Raw genomic sequence first — 20706 nt, 5'->3', positions numbered from 1 at the left:
TCGCCTGGTTTGGGTTGAATTATTTACAGCCAACGTTGCTATACTCCAATGAGGTCGTGGCGTTGCTGTTTACGTTCATTGCAATCTTCTCGATTTTTGGCGATTTGTTTGAAAGTTTACTCAAGCGGCAAGTTGATTTAAAAGACAGTAGTCAGCTTTTACCTGGACATGGTGGGATATTGGATCGAGTTGATAGTCTATTAATCGCAGTTCCCATGTTTTATTTTATTTGGAAGGGCATTGTTGCATGACAATTATTTGGTCTCTTCTTGGTTTTTTGATTGCGTTAGGGGTATTGGTCACCATTCATGAATGGGGTCACTTTATCACAGCTCGATTGTTTAACATTAAGGTGACGCATTTTTCAATAGGGTTTGGCAAAGTTCTTTTTGCACAACAGCGGGGTGAAACCCGTTATCAATTGGCTTTGATACCCTTAGGTGGTTATGTGCGTTTCGTGGACGAGCGTGAAGGTGAAGTGGCTGCTGAAGACTTGCCAAGAGCCTTTAATCGACAATCGGTTTATAAGCGCTTTGCGGTGGTGGCTGCCGGGCCGGTGATAAATTTATTATTTGCTTGGTTGGCTTTTTCATTGATTTATTTTTCAGGTATCACGGGTGTTAAGCCAGTATTTGAAAATATCCCCGCTAACACGGCGTTGGCCACTCAGTTACCAAATAATGACCAGGCCTGGCAAGTTGTGTCTGTCAATGATCGTCCGGTTCTAGGCTGGCAAGAAGTGCATCAGTCGATTTTGCGGGCGTTAATTAACCAACAGTCATCAATAGCCGTGTCATTAAAAGCCTTTTCTGGTTCTCAGCAGAAAATCATTGAGCTTGGCTTGCAGGACTTAGATATTAACCAACCTAAGCAACGCTGGTTAAGTGTGCTTGGATTTCAATCCAAGTTGCCAAATTCAGAACCGAAAATCGATCAGGTTTCTTCGCAATCCCCTGCAGAAATTGCAGGGATTAAACCTCTAGATAAAGTGTTGGAAGTCAATAATCAGGCGGTCGCAACCTGGTCCGAGTTGGTTGCCTTGATTCAAGCGCATCCGGGTCAGTCTTTGCCATTTTTGATTGAGCGTCAAAATGGGATTCTCTTGAAAACGGTAAAGCTAGGTGAAAAACAGCTTGGCGAGCGTACTATTGGCTACCTCGGTGCAACGGCTTGGATAGATGAACAAACACAAAAAGCTTATCAAACCACACAAAGCTATTCTGTGTGGCAATCCATGATGAAAGGCGGCGAACATACTTGGAAAATGCTTGATATGACGGCTGAAATGATTCAACAAATGGTTCTCGGAAAGGTGTCCGCGCAAAATATTTCTGGGCCAGTGAGTATTGCGGAATACTCGGGTAAGGCGTTGCAAAATGGGTCGATTGCATTTTTATCACTTTTAGGTTTATTAAGTTTGAGTATTGGTATTTTGAATCTTTTGCCAATTCCCGTGCTGGATGGTGGGTATTTATTTTTTTATGTCATTGAAATGATTAAAGGTTCTCCTGTGTCAGAAGCCGTTGAAGCGGTCGCTCAGAAATTCGGGTTAGCGATGATTTTAGCGCTGACTTTTTTTGCTTTATTTAACGATGTGGTACGTATTTCAAATGGTTAAACATTTTTTTAAATTTATCGTCATAGCCTTCTTAAATGCTGGTTTTGCATTTGCTCAGGCAGCACCTGCCTTTACTGTTGAACAGATTGAGTTAGAGGGAAATCAACGGGTGAGTTTTGAAACCGTACGAAGTTATTTACCCATTGAAGTGGGGGATGTCGTTACTCAGCAAAATGTTCATGAAAGTATTAAAGCCCTTTATAGAACGGGTTTTTTTAGAGATATTGGTCTGTTCAAAGAAGGTCAGGGCGTATTGAAGATTCGGGTGTTGGAACGTCCTTCCATTGCAGAGGTAGAGATGGAAGGGAATGAGCTGATTACCAAAGAAGAAATGACCATGGCTTTAAGCGGAATGGGTGTCAAACAAGGTCGAATCTTTAATGATACGCAAATGGAATCCATTATTTTGGATTTAAGAAGACGTTATCAAAATCAAGGATATTATGCCGCTGAGATTGATATTCAAGTCACTGAACTGCCGCGTAATCGTGTTGCGCTTCTGATTAAGACAGAAGAAGGACAGCCGGCCACTATTGGACGGATTACGATGGTTGGAAATAAGACCTATCTTGATGAGACTTTAAAAAACCAGATGCTATTGACTGAGTCTGTCGTGTTTGGGGATTCTGATAAATATGCAAAACCGAAACTCGAATCTGATATCGAAAGTTTACGATCTTATTATATGGATAGAGGGTTTGCTGAGTATGAAGTCACTTCTTCTCAAGTCAGCTTGTCGCTTGATAAAACGGAAGTGTTTATTACCATTAATATGAAAGAGGGGCCGCAATATACGGTTGCCAGAGTTAATTTTAGTGGTGACCCCATTTTGAAGAAAGCGGAGCTAGAAGGCTTGCTGAAAATTCATTCAGGAGATTACTTTTCACGTGCGCAAATCGTTCAAACGGTGAATGCACTGCGCGATCGTTTAAGTGAAGAAGGGTATGCGTTTGCAGAAATTGAACCGATTACCGACTTGGATAAGAATAATCGTTTGGTGAATATCGATTTTCGGATTGAGCCAAAAAGCCGCGTTTACGTCAGACGAATCCGTATTGAGGGCAATACCCGAACTTGGGATGATGTGATTCGCCGTGAGCTGAGACAGTTTGAAAGTGCGCCTTATTCTTTAGAGGCAGTACGTCAATCTAACCTTCGATTGAATAAGTTAGGTTATTTCAAAATGGCTCGAGTTGGAACGGAAAGAATCTCTAAGGATTTAGTCGATTTAGTGGTCCAACTCGAAGAGCAGTCAACAGGTTCCTTTAATGCAGGGGTTGGTTATTCACAAATAGATGGGATTAGCTTTACACTCGGTGTGACAGAACGAAATGTGATCGGTTCGGGTTACAGTACCAATATTAGTGCGAGAAGTAGTGCTTCAACAAAATATGCAGATATTAGTGTCACGGATCCTTACTTTACCCAAAATGGTGTCTCTTTAACCGGGGCGTTTTATTATCGTCAGATAGATGCCGCACAATTAAACGTCTCCGACTATACAACTAATAACTTAGGGGTTCGCACAAGTCTTTCGTATCCGCTAGATGAGTGGAGTAAAATGAATTATGGGATTAAACTCGATCGACAGTCGCTTGAATGTGTGAGTACATTTACCACGTGTAATGCTTATGTTGATGAGAATAATCAACAAGGGCATGAGTCGGTTCGTTTAACAATGGGCTGGCAAAAAAATACCACCAATAGTTACAGTTTTTCGACAGACGGTCGTAACTTCACGTTAAGTGGTGAGTTGGTGATACCAACCAATTCGGACATTTCCTTTTATAAACTTTATTATCACGATTCGGCTTATTTTCCCTTGAATGAAATATTCACCTTTAAACTGAAAGGTGATATGGCTTATGCTGGAACCTATTCAGGAACCAGTCAAATACCCTTTTATGAGAACTTTTATGCAGGTGGTTTTGGGACCGTTAGAGGGTATGAAGCGAATTCATTGGGAGAACGCTATGATCAGACAATAGATGGGTCAACTCGTCCTATTGGTGGAACCACTCGAATTGTTTCGAATGCCGAAATCATTTTCCCAATGCCTTTTGTTGAGGATTCGGGCAACTTAAGATTAAGTTTATTCGTTGATGCGGGTAACGTGTTTAATCAAGGGAGTAATATTAAATTACCTGAATTTCGTTCTGCCGCTGGGTTAGCTGTGTCATGGTTGACGCCAATAGGACCTCTGGCTTTCAGTTTGGCAAAACCCTTGAATTATCAAGATGGTGATCGAACACAAGTCTTCCAATTTAACTTAGGCATCCCAATGTAATTTGTCATTGATCACGGATAGCGTCAGTTATTGATGCAGGGAAAACGCTTAAAAAGCTAGATTAAATCGGATACAATAAATAAAATTTTTGACTAAGGATAAGGTTATGCATAAAAGGCTAATAGCATTCGTAGGCGTGCTTTTCTGGGTATTTGCCAATCAAGTGCAGGCGCAATCCGTTAAGTTAGGCGTGGTTAATGTTGGTATGCTGTTAGAAAAAGCCCCTCAGGCCCAAGCTGCAGGTAAAAGCCTTGAACAGGAATTTGGACCTCAGCAAGCTGAGTTGAAACGAATGGCAGAAAAACTGGAACAGATGCAAAAAGAGTATCAAAAAAACCAGTTGATTTTGTCAGAGTCTCAAAAGGCAGCTTCAGAGCGTGAAATTACGATGATGACGCGAGATATTCAGCGTAAAAGAAATGACATTCAAGAATTGGTTAATATTCGTCGAAATGAAGAATTGGCTAGTTTACAAAATGAAGTAAATAAAGCAATTCGTGAAATTGGTAAGCAGCAAGCTTATGACTTGATTTTGTATGAAGGTATTGCATATACCAATAACCGCTTAGATATTACCGAAGAGGTATTGAAGTACTTAGAAAAAGAATATCGCAGTAAACGCGATAATTTTAATCAGTAAAATTTGAGTCAAGCTTTTGAAATTAAATGATATTGCAAACTTTTTAGCCGATGAAGGGCTAGAAGTCACCCTAGTGGGTAAGGGGGACGATGAAATCTGTCAAGTTTCGAGTTTGACCCATGCACGATCGGATCAAATTACCTTTTTCAACGACCCAAAGAGACAACAGGAACTGACTCACACTCAAGCTGGCGCCGTGATTTTAAAAAGCGAATTTCAATCGTTAACGGAATCTAATTGCTTAGTTGTCTCTAATCCCTATTATGCTTTTGCGAAAGTCTCGAGTTTATTAAACGGTTTTCAATTTGAGCCTGGTATTGACGTTTCTGCCAGTGTTGACGCTTCTGCCAAATTGGGTCAGGGGGTTCACGTTGGAGCTCATGCTGTGATCGGGGCTGAAGTCGAGATTGGTGATCATACCTATATTGGTCCCGGTTCAGTGTTGATGGATAAAGTCAAAATCGGTGAACAGGGGATAGTGATGCCGAATGTCACCGTCATGACAGATTGCATCATCGGCAAACAAGTCTTTTTAGATGGCGGTTGTGTGATTGGTGGTCAGGGCTTTGGATTTGCAAACGATCAGGGTGAATGGCAGAGAATTCCGCAATTGGGTCGGGTTGTCATTGGCGACCGTGTTTTTATTGGCGTAAATGCGAATATTCATCGGGGAGCTATTGAAGATACGGTGATTGAAGATAACTGTATTATTGATAGCTTAGTGCATATTGCCCATAACGTGAAAGTAGGGTATGGTTCTGCAATTGCCAGTCAAGTCGGTTTTGCTGGTAGTACAACCGTAGGAAAGTATTGTGCTTTTGGTGGGCAGGTTGGTGTTAACGGTCACATAAAGTTGGCCGATGGGGCACAATTTGGTGCGAAGGCTGGTGTGACTCATTCGATCAAGTCCTCTGGTAGTTATTCAGGTTTCCCTGCGATCCCCACGGGGGAATGGCAAAAGAATATGGTGAGAAGTAAAAATTTACAGAATATGGCTCAAAAAATTAAAAGCTTAGAAAAAGCAGTGCAAGAACTCAAAACAAAATTGGAATAAAAATAAAATGTTGGATGTTAAAGAAATTTTCGAATATTTACCGCATAGGTATCCTTTTTTATTAGTGGATCGTGTTACAGAATTTGAAGCGGGAACCTCTTTAAAGGCATATAAAAATGTGACCTATAATGAACCGCAGTTTACTGGCCATTTTCCGGATAATCCGATCATGCCTGGTGTAATGATTATTGAGGCGATGGCCCAATGTACTGGTATTTTGGCTTTTAGAACCCAGCAAGTGAAACCTGATGGGACTTCAATGTATTATTTGGCAGCGGTTGATAATTGCCGTTTTAGAAAGCCTGCCGTTCCTGGTGATCGGCTTGATTTTGAAGTCAAGGCTATTAATAATAAAAGAGGCATTTGGAAGTTTGAGTGTACTACCAGTGTTGATGGAAAATTAATTGCTTCCTGTGACATGCTATGTGCAGAGCGTAAAGTCTAAGCCTGGCCAAAGAGATCTAAAGGGGTTTGTGTGATTCATCCTACGGCGATTATTGATGAAACGGCTCAAATTGCACCTGATGTTCAGGTGGGTGCCTATAGTATTATTGGGGCAGATGTCACCATCGGCTCAGGAACGGTTATCGGTCCACATGTGGTTATTTCAGGGCCGACTCAAATTGGTAAAAATAATCAATTTTTTCAGTTTGGTTCTATTGGGGCTGCCCCGCAGGATAAGAAATATGCGGGTGAACCAACGCGATTAACGATTGGAGACAATAACACCTTTCGTGAGAATGTGACCGTTAACCGGGGTACCATTCAAGATCGTGGCGAAACCACCATTGGTGATGATAACTGGATTATGGCGGGTGTTCATATTGCACATGATTGTATCATTGGTAACCATGCCATTTTTGCAAATGCATCGGCCTTGGCTGGCCATGTCACGGTTAATGACTGGGCCATTTTAGGTGGTTACACGTTGGTCCATCAGTTTTGTCATATTGGCGAACATGCATTTTGCGGTATGGGTAGTGTCATTAATCAAGATGTGCCAAACTTTGTAACCGTTTCTGGAAATTTAGCAGGACCTAGAGGGCTTAATATTGAGGGCTTGAAGCGTCGAGGGTTTGATAAAGTGCAATTGAACTTGGTCAAGAAAGCTTACCGAGCTTTATATCGCACAGGATATCGCCTCGAAGAAGCGATTCAAGAAATTGATGCGATTAATGACGAGCGCAAAACGCTTGATTCATTGTTAACCTTTCTAAAAAACTCCCATCGTGGCGTTGTCCGATAGCCCCACAGGAATACATGAGAAAGCCCCCGTATTTGTGTTGGTAGCGGGAGAGGCTTCTGGTGATTTGTTAGGCGCTGATCTAATCTCTGCACTAAAGCGTCAATATCCACAGGCACAATTTCATGGAATTGGTGGTGAAAAAATGTGCGCTCAAGGCTTGCAGACTTGGTTCCCCATGCAGAAGCTTTCGGTGATGGGTTTTTTTGAGGTTATTAAGCACCTTCCTGAATTACTCTCCATTCGTCGATTTTGTATCAAGCAAACTCTTCAATTAAAACCTCAGGCATTTATTGGTATCGACGCCCCTGATTTTAACTTTAAAATCGAAGGCGCTGCTAAAAAAGCTGGAATTCCTGCTATTCACTATGTAGGCCCTTCTGTTTGGGCTTGGCGAGAGAAGCGTTTGCTTAAAATAAAGCAGCAAGTTGATGGGGTACTGGTTTTATTTCCTTTTGAGTTACCTTATTATCAAAAATATGGCATTCCTGCTCAATATGTCGGGCATCCTTTAGCAACCCAGGTTTTAAAGGCTCCGAATAAACAGGGTGCTAGGCAACAACTTGGACTGTCCTCTGATGCATTGGTAACAGGCTTGTTACCTGGTTCTCGCATGAGTGAAATTGCGTTGATGGCTGACGTTTATATTCAAGTTGCTGTGAAAATTCAAACGATCCATACGGCAATGGTTTTTGTCATACCTTGTGTCCATGAAGTCGCGAAAAGCCGAATTGAAAAAGCGGTGATGGATTATGGACAGGGTTTGAAGATTATTTTATTAGATCAACAGCCACAATTAGTGATGGCTGCAGCAGATCAATTATTGGTGACATCAGGAACTGCTACGCTTGAAGCGGCATTAATGCAAAGACCTATGGTTTTGGCCATGAAAGTACACCCTATTTCTTATTGGATTATGAAGCGATTGGCAACGACGGAATGGATTGGCCTTCCCAATATTCTTGCAAAGAAACTGATTGTTCCAGAATTGATACAATTGGAAGCAACCGTGGAAAATATTACATTAGCTCTAGGTAAATTAATCCAAGATCAAAAACAACGAGATATGCAGTTATCCGAGTTTAAAAAGCAGGCCAAACAGTTACATCAGAATACGTCGGCTCTTACGGTTGAGGCTATTAAAAAGTGGGCCCACCTATGATTGCGATTTCACAGCAGGTAGGGGTAGATGAAGTTGGTAGAGGGCCTTTAGTTGGAGATGTGGTTGCGGCGGCAGTTATTTTGCCAGATGATTGCCAATTACCGTTAATGGATTCGAAAAAATTATCGGAAAAGCGACGAACGACATTGGCGGAAGCCATCAAGCAAGAAGCGGTTGATTTTTGTATTGCAACAGCTTCACCGGAAGAAATCGATCAGTTAAATATTTTAAATGCAACAATGCTAGCGATGACAAGAGCGGTAGCAGGATTAAAGCAGCCTTATCAGAAAGTCTTGGTGGATGGTAATCGATGTCCTGATCTAGACTGTTCGTGTGAAGCAATTGTTAAAGGGGATGGATTGGTTGCGCCCATTAGTGCAGCATCTATTTTGGCAAAAGTTTATCGAGATGAGCAGATGTTAACCTTACACAAACGCTATCCACAGTATGGTTTTGATCAGCACAAAGGCTATCCGACTGTGATGCACCTAGAGCGGTTGGCGGAATATGGCATTATTCCAGGTTATCGGCTCAGCTTTAAGCCCGTAAAAAATATTTGTCGTTAAGATAATCTGGATTTCATTTGAGAATTATTTTGAATTCGATTAAAGTTTTAAAAACTGATGTGTCGGTTATTTTTACGAACCTTCATGATCGTTTTTTCAAACATTTACATTAGGAATAGTTATGACCACGGCATTAGAACAGGTTGAAAAAACAGCACAGCTAAGTAAAAACAATCAAATGAGTTTAATGATTTTTCAGGTGCAGTTTCCTCATGAAAATGTCACGCCACCTTACTATGGGATGAATGTTTTTAAAGTGCGTGAAGTATTAGAAGCTCGTGCTTATGAAATTTCAGAAATGCCGGATGCCAATCCATTGATTGAGGGTATGATTGAGCTTCGTGGTATCTATCTCCCTGTAATTGACCTCCCAAGATGGATGGGGTTTGAAATGACCGAAGAAGAGCGTGAAAAGTCGATTATCATCGTCGCCGACTTCAGTCATAACTTTATCGGTATGCGTGTTGCTCATATCCATGGGGTCGAAGAAAAGGATTGGGCAGATATCAAACCGGCTGGTAATTACAATATGAATGTTAATACCAACCAGGTTATTAATCATACTTACTTGGAAAATAGTGAGACGCTTTGTTTTATTTTAGATATTGAAAAGCTATTGATTGAAGCAATGCCGTCGATGGCTGAGAAAATATTTTCTTCTGCAAAATCGGTTGGTGATAAGGATTATCAAATTTCTGAAGCGGTGAAAAGCCGCCAGATTCTGTTTGCTGAAGACAGCCGTGCAATACAGCAGTATATGGGTATGGTATTTGAGCAACTGGGGCTTCGTTATCAAGGATTTGAAAATGGGCGGCTATTGTTAAATTATTTGGGCTCATTAGAAAGTATGGATGATATTTCGATGGTTTTTACCGACTTGGAAATGCCTGAAGCGTCAGGACATACTGTGATTAAGGAGATGAAAGCCAATCCAAAAACTCGGAATATTCCGATTGTGGTTCATACATCGATGACCAGTGATAATAACAGTCGTGAAGTAATTGATATGGGTGCTGATCACTTTGTCGGGAAGGTGGATACCAATTTGATTGTAGAAACCATTCATAAAATTGAAGAGAAGTACTATAAATCGGCCGATTAATGGACTTTCCAATAGGCAATAAAAAAGGCACTGATCAGGTGCCTTTTTTATTTGCGAACAGTTAAAAACTTAACGTTGACGCGCTTTGAAGCGTGGATTCGTTTTGTTGATAACATAAACCTTACCACGACGTCTGACGATCTGGCAATCTTTATGGCGAGTCTTCGCTGATTTTAATGAAGATAAAATTTTCATAGTATTTTCCTAGGCAGTTTGTTGATAGATATCAACGGTTCAAATTTGAAAGCGTGGATTTTACTGATATTTAGTCTGCTTGTCTAGTTTTTTGTTAAAATGCCCCAGTTTTTAAACTGTTGGGGACTCATGAGTGCTATTTTGCGATGACTGCTAAGTCTATTAAAAATCAATTGGCTGAGATATTGTCAGAAAATGGCCCTCTAGCGCAACAAACATCTGGCTACCAAGTTCGCCATGCTCAGGTTGAAATGGCTGAAGCGGTTGCTGAAACGATTGACCAGCAAGAAACTTTACTTGCTGAAGCGGGCACGGGCACGGGTAAAACCTTTGCGTATTTGATTCCTTCTTTGTTGTCTGGCAAAAAAGTGATTGTTTCAACCGCAACTAAGACTTTACAAGATCAGCTTCTAAATAAAGATGTGCCGAATTTATTATCTTGGTGCAAGATTGATGGTGCGGTTAGGGTTTTAAAAGGGCGAGAAAATTATTTATGTCCTCAGCGATTAGAATTGACTGAAACCGCTGAACATCATCCGAAGGATGTTTGGAAAAAACTCTCATTAATTCAAGATTGGCAGCAGAAAACGCAAACGGGAGATAAGGCTGAGTTGTCGGAATTGGATGAAAATGATCCGATTTGGCATCGGGTTTGTGCGCGTCTTGAATTTTGTCAAGCCAATGAATGTCATGCATCAGAAGCTTGTTGTTTTTATCCCAAAATTAAACAACAAGCTGCTGATGCACAAGTACTTATTGTTAATCACCACTTGTTCTGCGCGGATCTCGCTTTACGTGAGCAGGGTGTTGGAGAGGTTCTACCAGAAGCCGATATTTATATTTTTGATGAAGCGCATCAATTACCTGATATTGCAGCCCAATTTTTGGGGTTTAACCTCTCTCGATATCAATTTGATGAATTGGTTAGGGATTTAAAGCTAGCTTATCAACAAGAGTCTCCAGACACGGTCGAATTGAAAGATCAAACTCAGCAATTGGCAGAAGCTATTCAAGCATTCAATGAACAGCTAGGTAAGTGGGAAAAACGCTGGACAAGAGAACAATTTCAAACACAGAATGCTGCAGAAAAAGCTCTAAAAGCGCTTTCTGAGCAATTGGTACGAGTCTCTGCTACCGTCAAACAGTTAGCGGATCGTGGCAAATTACTATCGGCGCTATTGACTCGGTTACAGTTATTTGAAAAGCAATTAAATCTTTGGTTAAAAACTGACGATAATCAACAGATACGCTGGTTGGAGTCTGCCCAGTCTCGGTTCAAATTGAATTTAACGCCACTCAGTGTGGCTGATCCCTTTAGTCGGCAAAGAGCCGCCTCTGGTGGGGCTTGGATTTTTACCTCTGCAACCTTAAGTGTAAATCAAAGTTTTGATTATTTTTCACAGAGATTAGGTTTGGCTGGTGCCAAGACGCATCAATGGGAAAGTCCGTTTGACTATGCAAAGCAAGCGATGATTTATCACCCCATTGGTTTGCCTGCTCCCAGCGCAACGGACTATATCAAAATCTGTTTAAGAGCTGCCTGGCCTTTACTGCAAGCAAGTAAAGGACGTGCTTTTCTGTTATTTACCAGTCATCGCGCTTTACAGGAAGCTAAGGTGCTTCTAAAAGCTCATTGGCCAGGAGCATTATTAGTTCAAGGGGATCTTCCCAAAAATGCGCTCTTAAGTCGCTTTAAAGAAATGGAGCAGCCATTATTATTGGGTACCAGTAGTTTTTGGGAAGGCGTTGATGTAAAAGGAGAGGCGCTCAAGATTGTATTGATTGACCGTATTCCCTTTATTCCACCAGACGATCCTATTGTGCAGGCTAGAGAAACAGATTTGCGCCAAAGAGGGTTAAGTGGCTTTTATCATTTTCAAATCCCTGAAGCGATTATTGCGTTGAAGCAGGGTGCAGGACGATTGATAAGAGATACTTCCGATACGGGTGTGCTTATTTTGTGTGATCCTAGAATTAGTCAAAAGTCTTATGGACAATTAATTATGAATAGTCTGCCAAAGTTTAAGTGGGTGTATGATGCTGAAACTGCAAAGGAAAAATTATGATGAATGTACTGGCTGTTGAGTCCTCAACCAAAGCCTGTTCAGTGAGTTTACGGTTAGGGCATGAGTGTTTTACTGAGTTTGAAATGGCTCCTCAACAACATGCTAACTTAATGTTAACGATGGTTGAGTCTGTATTGGCGAATGCGGGTTGTGATGAGTCATCGATTGATGCACTGGCATTTAGTGAAGGGCCTGGTGCGTTTACGGGCATTCGTATTGCCGCTGGCGTGGTACAAGGACTTGCGTTAGGGTGGAGTAAACCGGTTCAAGCAGTATCAACATTGGAAGCGATGGCTTGGCAAGGTTTTCAGCAAACTGGACAAAGTGACTGGGTCGCTTTGTTAGATGCAAGAATGCATGAAGTCTATCTGCAAACCTGTCATATCGAAGCTGGGATACTTGATTCAGAGCAGGCGCTTTTACTTTCTAAGCAGATGGCGCATGAAAAAATAACTCAGGCGCAAGTGAAAAACGGAATTGGTGATATTCAACCTGTCTACCCTGAATTGGCAGGGGGGTTTGGTCTTTGGTTAGATCAATATCCTTCGGCAGAAGCAATCGCGATGATTGCACAGCAAAGACCGAATAATAGTTACGATCTCTCTCAGCAGTTACCCATGCCGGTATATTTACGAAATAATGTTGCAGATAAGCCCAAAGCTGTTTAATGATGGCTGCTTGAACAGCCCTCCAAATAATTCGTGCTTAGATTTTAAACAATGCTGTTAAGCGTCAAGAAATTTCAGCATTTTTTGATGTCATTCTCTTTTTACACACAATTTTATCCACAGCTTTTGTGGATGAAAGTTTCAGAATTAGATAAATAGTCCTTTTACCGAAATTGACAATACAAAAGTGATATTATGAATTTCTAATATTGTTAGAATATTGTGTTTTTGCAGAATAGTTATACTTAAATCCTTTTTAAAACAATAGGATAATATGTTTTTATAAAAAGTGTTTTAATTGCATTCAGTAGTGACGGCTTAGGGAGGGAAAATGCCAAATCATTTTGCATCGATAATGCTTTTATTTTTTAGTGTGGTGTTTAGTTATGCACAAGCGGCGAACTTATCCACCTTATCCCCAAACTTTGATATTGGGGAAACGGTGTTGGTGGCATTCCCAAAACCGACGATTAAAGACGATGCCTATATTATTGGTATCGTGACTAAAAAATTAGAAAAGGGCGATTTTCAAATCCGGGTACAGGAGTTTGTCGAGGGGCATGATTATGGCTTATCTTGCGTACCGATTGCCGTCGATGAAACAGGTCAGTCAACTGGAGATTCTGGCTGGGAGTTGTGGAAAGATACCAAATATCTCTCGGTTGATGGCTTGGAATATGTTGTTCCTGGGGAAAGCGTTATGGATCTGGGTAAGGGCAAGCTGCTGTTTATTGATCGTTACAATATTTATATCAGTTATTCCCGTTGGAAATCGAATGCGCCGGTGATGCCTGTTGAAAAACTGGAAAGTACTCAAGCAGAAGCAAGGTCTATCGGAATGGTAGGCATTCTACCCGCTTTAAAACTCGCTCAGTTGGAAAGGGTCGCTTATTATGATCCGCAAAATGGGCGCCCTTTTTGGCCTCATGAGTCGGTATCACGGCTTTTGCTCGTTATTACGGATATTCAGCGTTTATTGTCAGAACAAGCAGATTTAGTACGGTTGTGGAAAAGTAACCCTCGAAATTGGCAAGAAATTAATCAATCTATGAAACAGGTTTTTTTGATTGATGCAATTGATAAGATTGTTAGAGATGCTCGATATTTGATAGAAGGGGAGTCATTAGAAAAGGCGGACCCCAAAGCACTCAAGCTGCTCCAACAGCAGCTTAAGTCCATTGAACAGTTAAGAGCGTCTTAATGATCAAAGTGATAGTAAGTTTTGTTTAAATAATCGACAACATCCTGCTTCTCATCATCAAACCAACCGATGCTGAGGTTGTTGTCACAAAAAGAAACGGCTTTTTGAAGGCCTTTGATATCTGTTGGCGCCATTTTTGTTAGGTCAGGTTGGTTATATCCTAAGTCAGCATGGCACCTCATGCAGTTAGCATCATCGTGTAAGACTTTGCCAGGGTGAACGTCTTCAGCCATAACCGCCATGGGTGTCAGTAAAGTCAAAAAGATGCTTTTGTGTAACAGTTTCATAAAATCCTCCAAAAGAGTTGTAGGGCGTAGTTAATTGTTTTCAACAAACAAAATTCATTTTACTGATTTTATTTAATTTTTTTGAAAAAACATCAATACCCCTATTAGCCTGATCTATTCCTTTGCTAACTATTTGAAAATTTAAGTTTAAATAGTTATCCATTTCTAAATTTTTATGGTTGTTTTTCTAATAACGATCTTAAGAAACTTCTCACTATCTTGGATTAAATTCGATAAGATAGCGCCATTATTCAATGACGGGGCAAAATCATGGTTGAACAAACGTTTATAAAAGGTAAGGATGCATGCTTGGAAGACACGATAGAGCGATTGCAGGCTCGCCTAATAGCAGAAGGGTTTGAGGTTGAAGAAGCTTCTTGGCTTAACCCTGTACCCAATGTTTATTCGGTTCATATTCGTGATCGTTTTTGTCCTGCTTTATTTACCAATGGTAAGGGAGCCAGCCGCAAAGCTACTTTAGCCAGTGCCTTAGGTGAGTTTTTTGAACGGCTCGAAACCAATTATTTCTTTTCTGATTTTTATTTGGAATCGAAGCTGATTCACTCTCAAAATGACCAGGCCTGGGAAAAAGAGGGGTTGTATTTCTCTAATGAGAAAGCATTTGAGCTAGATGCTTATCAAAACTGCCTAACGCCCGAGCTGTGGAAAATATATGATCCAGAACAACAATTATGTGCTGAGGACTTCCTCAGCTTAAATGATGCTTTAGATCAAATTCGGTGTTTACCTTTGACACAGGCATCTAGTGGTCAAACTGTTTACTTTCCGATGAACTTATTTAGTAATCTCTATGCCAGTAATGGTTTAAGTGCCGGTAATACCAAGGAAGAAGCGATGGTGCAAGGGCTGTCTGAAGTCTTTGAACGTTGGGTCAAGCGTAAAATATTGACTGAGAATTTGTGTTTGCCGGAAGTGCCTGAAACCGTTATTAATCAATTCCCAAATGTGGTTCATGCTCGTCAAGCATTGCGTGAACAAGGAATCGAAGTTTCCATTCGCGATAGTTCTTTAGGTGGCCGCTATCCGGTCATGAACGTCACGCTGTTTGAGCAAAAAACCGGACGCTGTTTTGCTTCGTTTGGCGCACATCCAATCTTTGAGGTTGCATTAGAGCGAACTTTGACGGAATCTTTGCAAGGAAGAAGTTTGGATCTGCTAGATGGCTTCCAGGTGCCGGTATTTGATGAGGCATTGGTCGCTGAGGATGAAAATATTGAAAATCATTTTATTGATTCCAGCGGATTGATTCATGCCAAATTTATTTCACAGCAAGCCGACTTTGAGTTTGTGCCCTGGGACTTTCAAGGAACAACCCAAGCGCAATTAGCCGATTTGATCGCAAAAATTGAAGCTGAAGGCGCTGATGTGTATTTTGCCCACTACCAACATTTTGGATTGCAAGCTTGCCGTATCGTAGTGCCTGGCATGTCTGAGGTGTTTCCTATGTCAGAGCTTTTAGATAATAATCAAAATCAAGGTCGAATATTAAGAGAATTGCTTGAAGTCTTAGCAGACTCTGATGCTGAAGATCGGTTTGAACAAGCGTATGAGACTATAGAATCACTAGGGTTTGCCGACCATCAGGGCGTAGCAAACTTGATTGGACTTTTGCCCGATCCACAGTCGGATTGGAAGCACTTTAAAATTATTGACTTGTCTATGTGGTTATTACTGGCGATGCAAGATTATGAGATGGCTTATGAGAAGCTACAGGTTTGTCATTATTATGTTGATAATGATGACAAGGCGCATTTATATCGAGCACTTGGCTTTGCGTTGGAAATCGTATTGGAATCCGCTGAGTCTGACTACCCCGAGGCGGTACAAGCTTGCTTGTTTGGGCAGGAAACAGTTGAAAGGGTTTGGCAGTGCATTCGAAGAGAGTGCTTGTTTGGTGGAATCGATATCGGCATGGATGCTTTCCGTAACAGCCGTAACCATCTGGCGCTATTGTCGGTTTATGATCGAATTCACCAAGTTAAAAAGGCGGCAACCTGGTAAAACAAAATTACCAGTAAAGAGAGCATTTTTGATAGAATATCGGGTTTATTAGGTGAATAGACCTCATTTACCCAGCGCATTATTTAGGAAATAACCGAATGAAACTAGACTTTTTAGATTTTGAACAGCCCATCGCGGAATTAGAAGCCAAAATTGATGAGTTGCGACATTTAGATGGCCAGGATATGGACTTGCTTAAAGAGGTTTCAGCGCTTGAACAAAAAAGCAAAAACTTAACACAGTCTATTTTTAGTCGTTTGTCTGATGTACAGATTGCCCAGGTTGCTCGACATTCACAGCGCCCCTATATGTTGGATTATTTAGAAGCCATTTTCACAGATTTTAAAGAGATGCATGGTGACCGTGCTTTTGCAGATGATGCGGCGATTGTAGGCGGTTTGGCGCGGATTGATGGACAGGCTGTAATGGTGATTGGTCAACAAAAAGGTCGTGACACCAAAGAAAAAATTGCACGTAATTTCGGTATGCCTCGACCAGAGGGGTACCGTAAAGCCCTAAGGTTAATGAAAACAGCAGAGACCTTTAATTTACCCATTTTGACATTTATTGATACTCCGGGTGCCTATCCTGGGATTAATGCCGAAGAAAGAGGGCAGTCTGAAGCCATCGCCCGAAATTTGCTGGAAATGTCAGAGTTAACCGTACCTGTGATTTGTACGGTAATTGGAGAAGGTGGTTCTGGTGGCGCTTTAGCAATTGGTGTCGGTGATGTAACTATGATGATGCAATATAGTACTTATTCAGTGATTTCCCCTGAAGGCTGTGCTTCCATTTTGTGGAAGGATGCGGCCAATGCAGCTGATGCGGCTGCTGCTTTAGGTATTACGGCGACGCGCTTAAAAGAATTAGGGTTGGTCGATGAAATTGTTTCAGAACCTTTAGGTGGGGCTCATCGTGATCCGGCTGCGGCTGCATCTTCCCTTAAGGAAGCGTTATTGAGTCAGCTTCAAAGCTTAGCGTCAGTGCCAGTTGAAACCTTATTGGAAAATCGGTATCAGCGGTATATGCAATATGGCAATTTTGAAACGGCCTAATCTTTTAGATAGTTTAATAATCAACCAACGTTTAAGCACAGTTGCGTTTAAGATGATGTCATCTAGTGTCTAACGCATTAATCGAACAGGCCATCATTGACTTGGTGGCAACCTTTCCTGAACAGCCCCGTTTTCTAGTTGCCTTTAGTGGCGGAATGGATTCAACCGTTCTGTTGGATGCGTTATCGCAAAAAATACCCTCAGAACGCTTGCATGCAGTTTATATCGATCATGGTCTGCAGGCTGACTCTACCCAATGGGCGCAACATTGTGCCCAAATCTGTGATCATTATTCGATTGCTTTTCAAGCGGTCGCTGTTCAAGTCGATTCATCTGCTCGTCAAGGCATCGAAGCAGTTGCCCGTCAAAAACGGTATCAGGCGTTGTGTGCGTTTGTCGACGACCAAACGGTTCTATTAACAGCGCATCATCAACGTGATCAGGCTGAAACACTACTATTGAATCTTGCTAGAGGCGCGGGTGTTGCGGGTTTAGCCGCAATGCCCAATCTAAAGTACTGGCAGTTTGATGGTGATCAGAAAAAACGGCATTATCGTCCCTTATTACAGGTGCCTTACGCTGATTTGAAGGCGTATGCAAAACATTATCAGCTACAATGGGTAGAAGATTCGACTAACGTTGACACGAATTTTAGACGAAATTTTATTCGGCATGAGATTCTGCCAAAATTTAACCAGGCCTGGCCATTTTTTGAGGCCAATGTCGCTCAGTCAGCTCTGCATATGAGTGAAGGTTTATCGTTGTTAAATGAGTTGGCTGAAATCGATTTTCAGCGATGTGAACATTCTGCATTTGCTATAAAACTGCCAGAAGATCTGTTTAATCATTTTGCTAGAATTAAAAATGTGATTCGTTTTTGGGTTTTTCATTATGATATGAAATTACAATTAAATCAGTCTATTCTAGAATGGATTGAAAGTGCTTTTAAAGGTTCAACTCCACAGTCTCAGCCGCAAAGACGATTGGCGAATGGTCTCTTGAGAACTTATCAAACAACGCTGTTTTATTATCGAACGTTTCAAACGGATTATTATCTTGATGCAGATTTGTTTTCGCCGAATGATTTGCAATTTTGGAACCAAGCTTTAATGGATGATTTTCGTGTTTTGGATCAGCTATTTGTGGGACGGTGCGTTCTACTGAGAGCAATATCCGCTAAGGATATGGACTGGGTGTCGACTCCGAAAAAATTAAAGCAATGGTTTAAGCAACATCGGGTGCCAGTTTGGGATCGTCAGCGTTGGCCGATTGTTGAAGTGGATCACATGCCTGTCGCTGTTCTGGGCTTTCATTCAGTAAAAACATTTGTTGGAAAGGAATTGCCGAAAGGGTGATTATCCGCTATAATTTGCTTCCATTCTTAACCTTCAATTCGGACGAACTTTTCAGATGTACAATGCACTGAAAATGCCGAATAAAACTCTAAACCAAAGTGATTTCATGACAAAGTTTATTTTCGTTACGGGTGGTGTTGTTTCTTCATTGGGGAAAGGCATTGCTGCTGCATCTTTAGGCGCCTTGTTAGAAGCAAGGGGACTTAAAGTTAGTATGTTAAAAATGGATCCCTATATCAATGTTGATCCAGGCACCATGAGTCCTTTTCAGCATGGTGAAGTTTTTGTTACCGATGATGGTGCTGAAACAGATTTGGACCTTGGGCATTATGAACGCTTTGTACAAAGAAATTTTACCCAACGTAATAGCTTTTCAACTGGGCAAGTTTATGAAAAAGTTATTCGCAAAGAGCGCCGAGGAGATTATCTAGGCGGTACTGTTCAGGTGATTCCTCATATTACCGATGAAATTAAGCGACGCATTAAACTCGCTGCAGAAGGCTATGATGTCGCTTTGGTAGAAGTCGGCGGTACGGTTGGGGATATCGAGTCGCTACCATTTCTGGAAGCCATTCGTCAATTGGCGGTTGAAGTTGGACGACAACAAGCCTTGTTTATGCATTTAACGTTATTGCCTTATATCGCGGTTGCCGGTGAAGTCAAAACCAAACCCACACAACACTCGGTCAAAGAACTCAGATCGATTGGGATTCAACCCGATGTATTGATTTGTCGTTCTGAGCGTCCATTAGAAGAGTCTGAAAAACGAAAAATTGCCTTGTTCACGAATGTTGAAGAAAGTGCCGTAATAAATTCGTTGGATGCTCGTTCCATTTATGAAGTGCCAAGAATGCTTCATGAGCAAGGGTTGGATAACTTGGTAACGGATCGTTTCCGAATTGATGCGCGTGAAGTCGATTTGACAGATTGGGATAAGGTCGTTGATGCCCAGTTGAATCCCAAGCAAACGGTCGAAATTGCGATGGTGGGTAAATATGTTGATTTAACGGAAGCCTACAAATCGCTAATAGAAGCCCTGATTCATGGCGGAATCCACACACAAACTCGAGTCAATATCCATTATATTGATTCGGAAGAGTTGGAAACTAATGGTAATGCTGCCATTGCCGAAATGGATGCAATTTTGGTGCCCGGTGGTTTTGGAGAACGTGGCGTTGAAGGCAAAATTGCAGCCATACAATATGCACGTGAAAACAAAATTCCTTTTTTAGGGATTTGTTTAGGGTTACAGATGGCTGTTGTGGAATATGCGCGTCATGTGGCGGGCTACCCAGAAGCCCATAGTACCGAATTGAATGCAGATACCTCTACACCTGTGGTGGCGCTTATTACCGAATGGACAGATGAGTCAGGTCAAATTGTTGAGCGAACAGAGCAAGAAGACCTGGGTGGAACTATGCGTTTGGGGGGACAAAATTGTCGTTTGCTATCAGGTAGTAAAATTGAACAAATTTACGGTTCGCCCCTGATTCGTGAAAGACATCGTCATCGTTATGAAGTGAATGATGGCTATATTGCAAAACTGGAAGCGGCAGGGTTAATTATTTCAGGTCGGTCAGAAGATGGTAGTTTGGTCGAAACAATTGAAATTGCTGATCATCCTTGGTTTGTGGCGTGTCAGTTCCACCCCGAGTTTACTTCCACACCGCGTAATGGTCATCCATTGTTTAAAGCATTTGTCACTGCAGCCAATCTGCATAAGCAAACTCAAAATAAAGGTTAAAAAGGATTTTAACTTATGAAATTATGTGGATTCGATGTTGGAATTGATCAGCCTTTTTTTCTGATTGCCGGGCCTTGCGTTATAGAGTCTGAACAATTGGCAATTGATACAGCAGGTCAGTTAAAGGAATTGACTAGTGCGCTAGGTATCCCTTTTATTTATAAATCGTCTTATGATAAAGCTAATCGTTCCTCTACTAAAAGCTTTAGAGGGTTAGGGGTAGAAGAAGGCTTGCGAATCTTACAGAAGGTTAAGCAAGAAATTGGGGTTCCCGTTTTGACTGATGTCCACGAAGATACGCCGCTAGAGGAAGTGGCTAGCGTAGTGGATGTGATGCAAACCCCTGCATTTTTAGTGCGTCAAACGAACTTTATTCAAAATGTCTGTAAGCAGGGATTACCCGTTAATATCAAAAAAGGCCAGTTTCAAGCGCCTTGGGAT

Annotated in this window: 19 protein-coding genes and 1 pseudogene; 18 read left to right on the top strand and 2 right to left on the bottom strand. The window is 41.4% G+C overall.

Going from position 1 to position 20706, the window contains the following annotated elements; translation table 11 throughout:
* The 10 genes from CYQ88_RS10745 to CYQ88_RS10700 all read left to right on the top strand — a co-directional run.
* Positions 1-251, top strand: a 251-nt coding sequence (locus CYQ88_RS10745; protein WP_199170195.1) for a phosphatidate cytidylyltransferase, incomplete at its 5' end; no start/stop codon positions are given.
* A complete protein-coding gene (rseP, locus tag CYQ88_RS10740) occupies positions 248-1618 on the top strand; it encodes an RIP metalloprotease RseP (RefSeq protein WP_101841343.1) in 1371 nt (456 codons plus the stop codon). The genes CYQ88_RS10745 and rseP, both read left to right, overlap by 4 nt.
* The gene (gene bamA, locus CYQ88_RS10735; RefSeq protein WP_101841342.1) at positions 1611-3905 is read left to right on the top strand and encodes an outer membrane protein assembly factor BamA; all 2295 of its coding nucleotides are present in this window, start codon (positions 1611-1613) and stop codon (positions 3903-3905) included. Before rseP ends, bamA begins: the two co-directional genes overlap by 8 nt.
* Before the next feature lie 106 nt (positions 3906-4011).
* Complete coding sequence (locus tag CYQ88_RS10730; RefSeq protein WP_101841341.1) at positions 4012-4545, top strand: OmpH family outer membrane protein; 534 nt, start codon at positions 4012-4014, stop codon at positions 4543-4545.
* Positions 4546-4561: 16 nt separating this feature from the next.
* The gene (lpxD, locus tag CYQ88_RS10725; protein WP_101841340.1) at positions 4562-5599 is read left to right on the top strand and encodes a UDP-3-O-(3-hydroxymyristoyl)glucosamine N-acyltransferase; all 1038 of its coding nucleotides are present in this window, start codon (positions 4562-4564) and stop codon (positions 5597-5599) included.
* Between the two features lie 7 nt (positions 5600-5606).
* Complete coding sequence (fabZ, locus tag CYQ88_RS10720) at positions 5607-6044, top strand: 3-hydroxyacyl-ACP dehydratase FabZ (RefSeq protein WP_101841339.1); 438 nt, start codon at positions 5607-5609, stop codon at positions 6042-6044.
* A gap of 30 nt (positions 6045-6074) precedes the next feature.
* Positions 6075-6845, top strand: a complete 771-nt coding sequence (lpxA, locus tag CYQ88_RS10715) for an acyl-ACP--UDP-N-acetylglucosamine O-acyltransferase (protein ID WP_101841338.1) — start codon at positions 6075-6077, stop codon at positions 6843-6845.
* Positions 6829-8004, top strand: a complete 1176-nt coding sequence (gene lpxB / locus CYQ88_RS10710; protein WP_233188877.1) for a lipid-A-disaccharide synthase — start codon at positions 6829-6831, stop codon at positions 8002-8004. Before lpxA ends, lpxB begins: the two co-directional genes overlap by 17 nt.
* Positions 8001-8570: a ribonuclease HII gene (rnhB, locus tag CYQ88_RS10705; protein WP_101841337.1), complete on the top strand. Its 570-nt coding sequence runs from the start codon at positions 8001-8003 to the stop codon at positions 8568-8570. Before lpxB ends, rnhB begins: the two co-directional genes overlap by 4 nt.
* Positions 8571-8691: 121 nt before the next feature.
* On the top strand, positions 8692-9672 hold the full coding sequence (locus CYQ88_RS10700) for a chemotaxis protein CheV (RefSeq protein WP_101841336.1): 981 nt from the start codon (positions 8692-8694) through the stop codon (positions 9670-9672).
* 69 nt (positions 9673-9741) lie between these two features.
* Here CYQ88_RS10700 and ykgO read toward each other — a convergent pair whose 3' ends face one another.
* On the bottom strand, positions 9742-9867 hold the full coding sequence (ykgO, locus tag CYQ88_RS10695) for a type B 50S ribosomal protein L36 (protein ID WP_012823010.1): 126 nt from the start codon (positions 9865-9867) through the stop codon (positions 9742-9744).
* Between the two features lie 146 nt (positions 9868-10013).
* Between ykgO and CYQ88_RS10690 the strand changes: the two genes are divergently transcribed.
* From CYQ88_RS10690 to CYQ88_RS10680, 3 genes are all read left to right on the top strand, one after another.
* Complete coding sequence (locus CYQ88_RS10690) at positions 10014-11933, top strand: ATP-dependent DNA helicase (RefSeq protein ID WP_101841335.1); 1920 nt, start codon at positions 10014-10016, stop codon at positions 11931-11933.
* A complete protein-coding gene (tsaB, locus tag CYQ88_RS10685; protein ID WP_101841334.1) occupies positions 11930-12601 on the top strand; it encodes a tRNA (adenosine(37)-N6)-threonylcarbamoyltransferase complex dimerization subunit type 1 TsaB in 672 nt (223 codons plus the stop codon). Before CYQ88_RS10690 ends, tsaB begins: the two co-directional genes overlap by 4 nt.
* 331 nt (positions 12602-12932) lie before the next feature.
* Positions 12933-13802, top strand: a complete 870-nt coding sequence (locus CYQ88_RS10680; RefSeq protein WP_101841333.1) for a hypothetical protein — start codon at positions 12933-12935, stop codon at positions 13800-13802.
* Here the strand turns inward: CYQ88_RS10680 and CYQ88_RS10675 are convergent.
* Entirely contained in the window at positions 13799-14089 is a 291-nt protein-coding gene (locus CYQ88_RS10675; RefSeq protein WP_101841332.1) for a hypothetical protein, read from the bottom strand. The genes CYQ88_RS10680 and CYQ88_RS10675 overlap by 4 nt on opposite strands.
* 270 nt (positions 14090-14359) lie before the next feature.
* Here CYQ88_RS10675 and ycaO point away from each other — a divergent pair, with 270 nt between their 5' ends.
* The 5 genes and pseudogenes from ycaO to CYQ88_RS10650 form a co-directional block, all read left to right on the top strand.
* Positions 14360-16111 (top strand): 30S ribosomal protein S12 methylthiotransferase accessory factor YcaO, encoded by a 1752-nt coding sequence (ycaO, locus tag CYQ88_RS10670; RefSeq protein ID WP_101841331.1) that lies wholly within the window; start codon positions 14360-14362, stop codon positions 16109-16111.
* A gap of 98 nt (positions 16112-16209) precedes the next feature.
* Positions 16210-17166: an acetyl-CoA carboxylase carboxyltransferase subunit alpha gene (locus CYQ88_RS10665; protein WP_101841330.1), complete on the top strand. Its 957-nt coding sequence runs from the start codon at positions 16210-16212 to the stop codon at positions 17164-17166.
* Between the two features lie 65 nt (positions 17167-17231).
* Positions 17232-18521, top strand: a complete 1290-nt coding sequence (gene tilS / locus CYQ88_RS10660; protein WP_101841329.1) for a tRNA lysidine(34) synthetase TilS — start codon at positions 17232-17234, stop codon at positions 18519-18521.
* Between the two features lie 106 nt (positions 18522-18627).
* Entirely contained in the window at positions 18628-20265 is a 1638-nt protein-coding gene (locus tag CYQ88_RS10655; protein ID WP_101841344.1) for a CTP synthase, read from the top strand.
* 15 nt (positions 20266-20280) lie between these two features.
* Positions 20281-20706: pseudogene (locus tag CYQ88_RS10650) on the top strand (3-deoxy-8-phosphooctulonate synthase); the annotation flags it as partial.

The organism is Hydrogenovibrio sp. SC-1 (assembly GCF_002848135.1).
Classification (GTDB): domain Bacteria; phylum Pseudomonadota; class Gammaproteobacteria; order Thiomicrospirales; family Thiomicrospiraceae; genus Hydrogenovibrio.
The sequence above is the reverse complement of the archived record's forward strand: the minus strand, read 5'-3'. Positions and strand labels throughout refer to the sequence as shown.

Bases quoted from the DNA above. Each gene is read 5' to 3' on its own strand.
- rseP (WP_101841343.1), top strand. From the start codon at position 248: ATGACAATTATTTGGTCTCTTCTTGGTTTTTTGATTGCGTTAGGGGTA.
- bamA (WP_101841342.1), top strand. From the start codon at position 1,611: ATGGTTAAACATTTTTTTAAATTTATCGTCATAGCCTTCTTAAATGCT.
- CYQ88_RS10730 (WP_101841341.1), top strand. From the start codon at position 4,012: ATGCATAAAAGGCTAATAGCATTCGTAGGCGTGCTTTTCTGGGTATTT.
- fabZ (WP_101841339.1), top strand. From the start codon at position 5,607: ATGTTGGATGTTAAAGAAATTTTCGAATATTTACCGCATAGGTATCCT.
- rnhB (WP_101841337.1), top strand. From the start codon at position 8,001: ATGATTGCGATTTCACAGCAGGTAGGGGTAGATGAAGTTGGTAGAGGG.
- CYQ88_RS10700 (WP_101841336.1), top strand. From the start codon at position 8,692: ATGACCACGGCATTAGAACAGGTTGAAAAAACAGCACAGCTAAGTAAA.
- ykgO (WP_012823010.1), bottom strand. From the start codon at position 9,867: ATGAAAATTTTATCTTCATTAAAATCAGCGAAGACTCGCCATAAAGAT.
- CYQ88_RS10690 (WP_101841335.1), top strand. From the start codon at position 10,014: ATGACTGCTAAGTCTATTAAAAATCAATTGGCTGAGATATTGTCAGAA.
- tsaB (WP_101841334.1), top strand. From the start codon at position 11,930: ATGATGAATGTACTGGCTGTTGAGTCCTCAACCAAAGCCTGTTCAGTG.
- CYQ88_RS10680 (WP_101841333.1), top strand. From the start codon at position 12,933: ATGCCAAATCATTTTGCATCGATAATGCTTTTATTTTTTAGTGTGGTG.
- CYQ88_RS10675 (WP_101841332.1), bottom strand. From the start codon at position 14,089: ATGAAACTGTTACACAAAAGCATCTTTTTGACTTTACTGACACCCATG.
- ycaO (WP_101841331.1), top strand. From the start codon at position 14,360: ATGGTTGAACAAACGTTTATAAAAGGTAAGGATGCATGCTTGGAAGAC.
- CYQ88_RS10665 (WP_101841330.1), top strand. From the start codon at position 16,210: ATGAAACTAGACTTTTTAGATTTTGAACAGCCCATCGCGGAATTAGAA.
- CYQ88_RS10655 (WP_101841344.1), top strand. From the start codon at position 18,628: ATGACAAAGTTTATTTTCGTTACGGGTGGTGTTGTTTCTTCATTGGGG.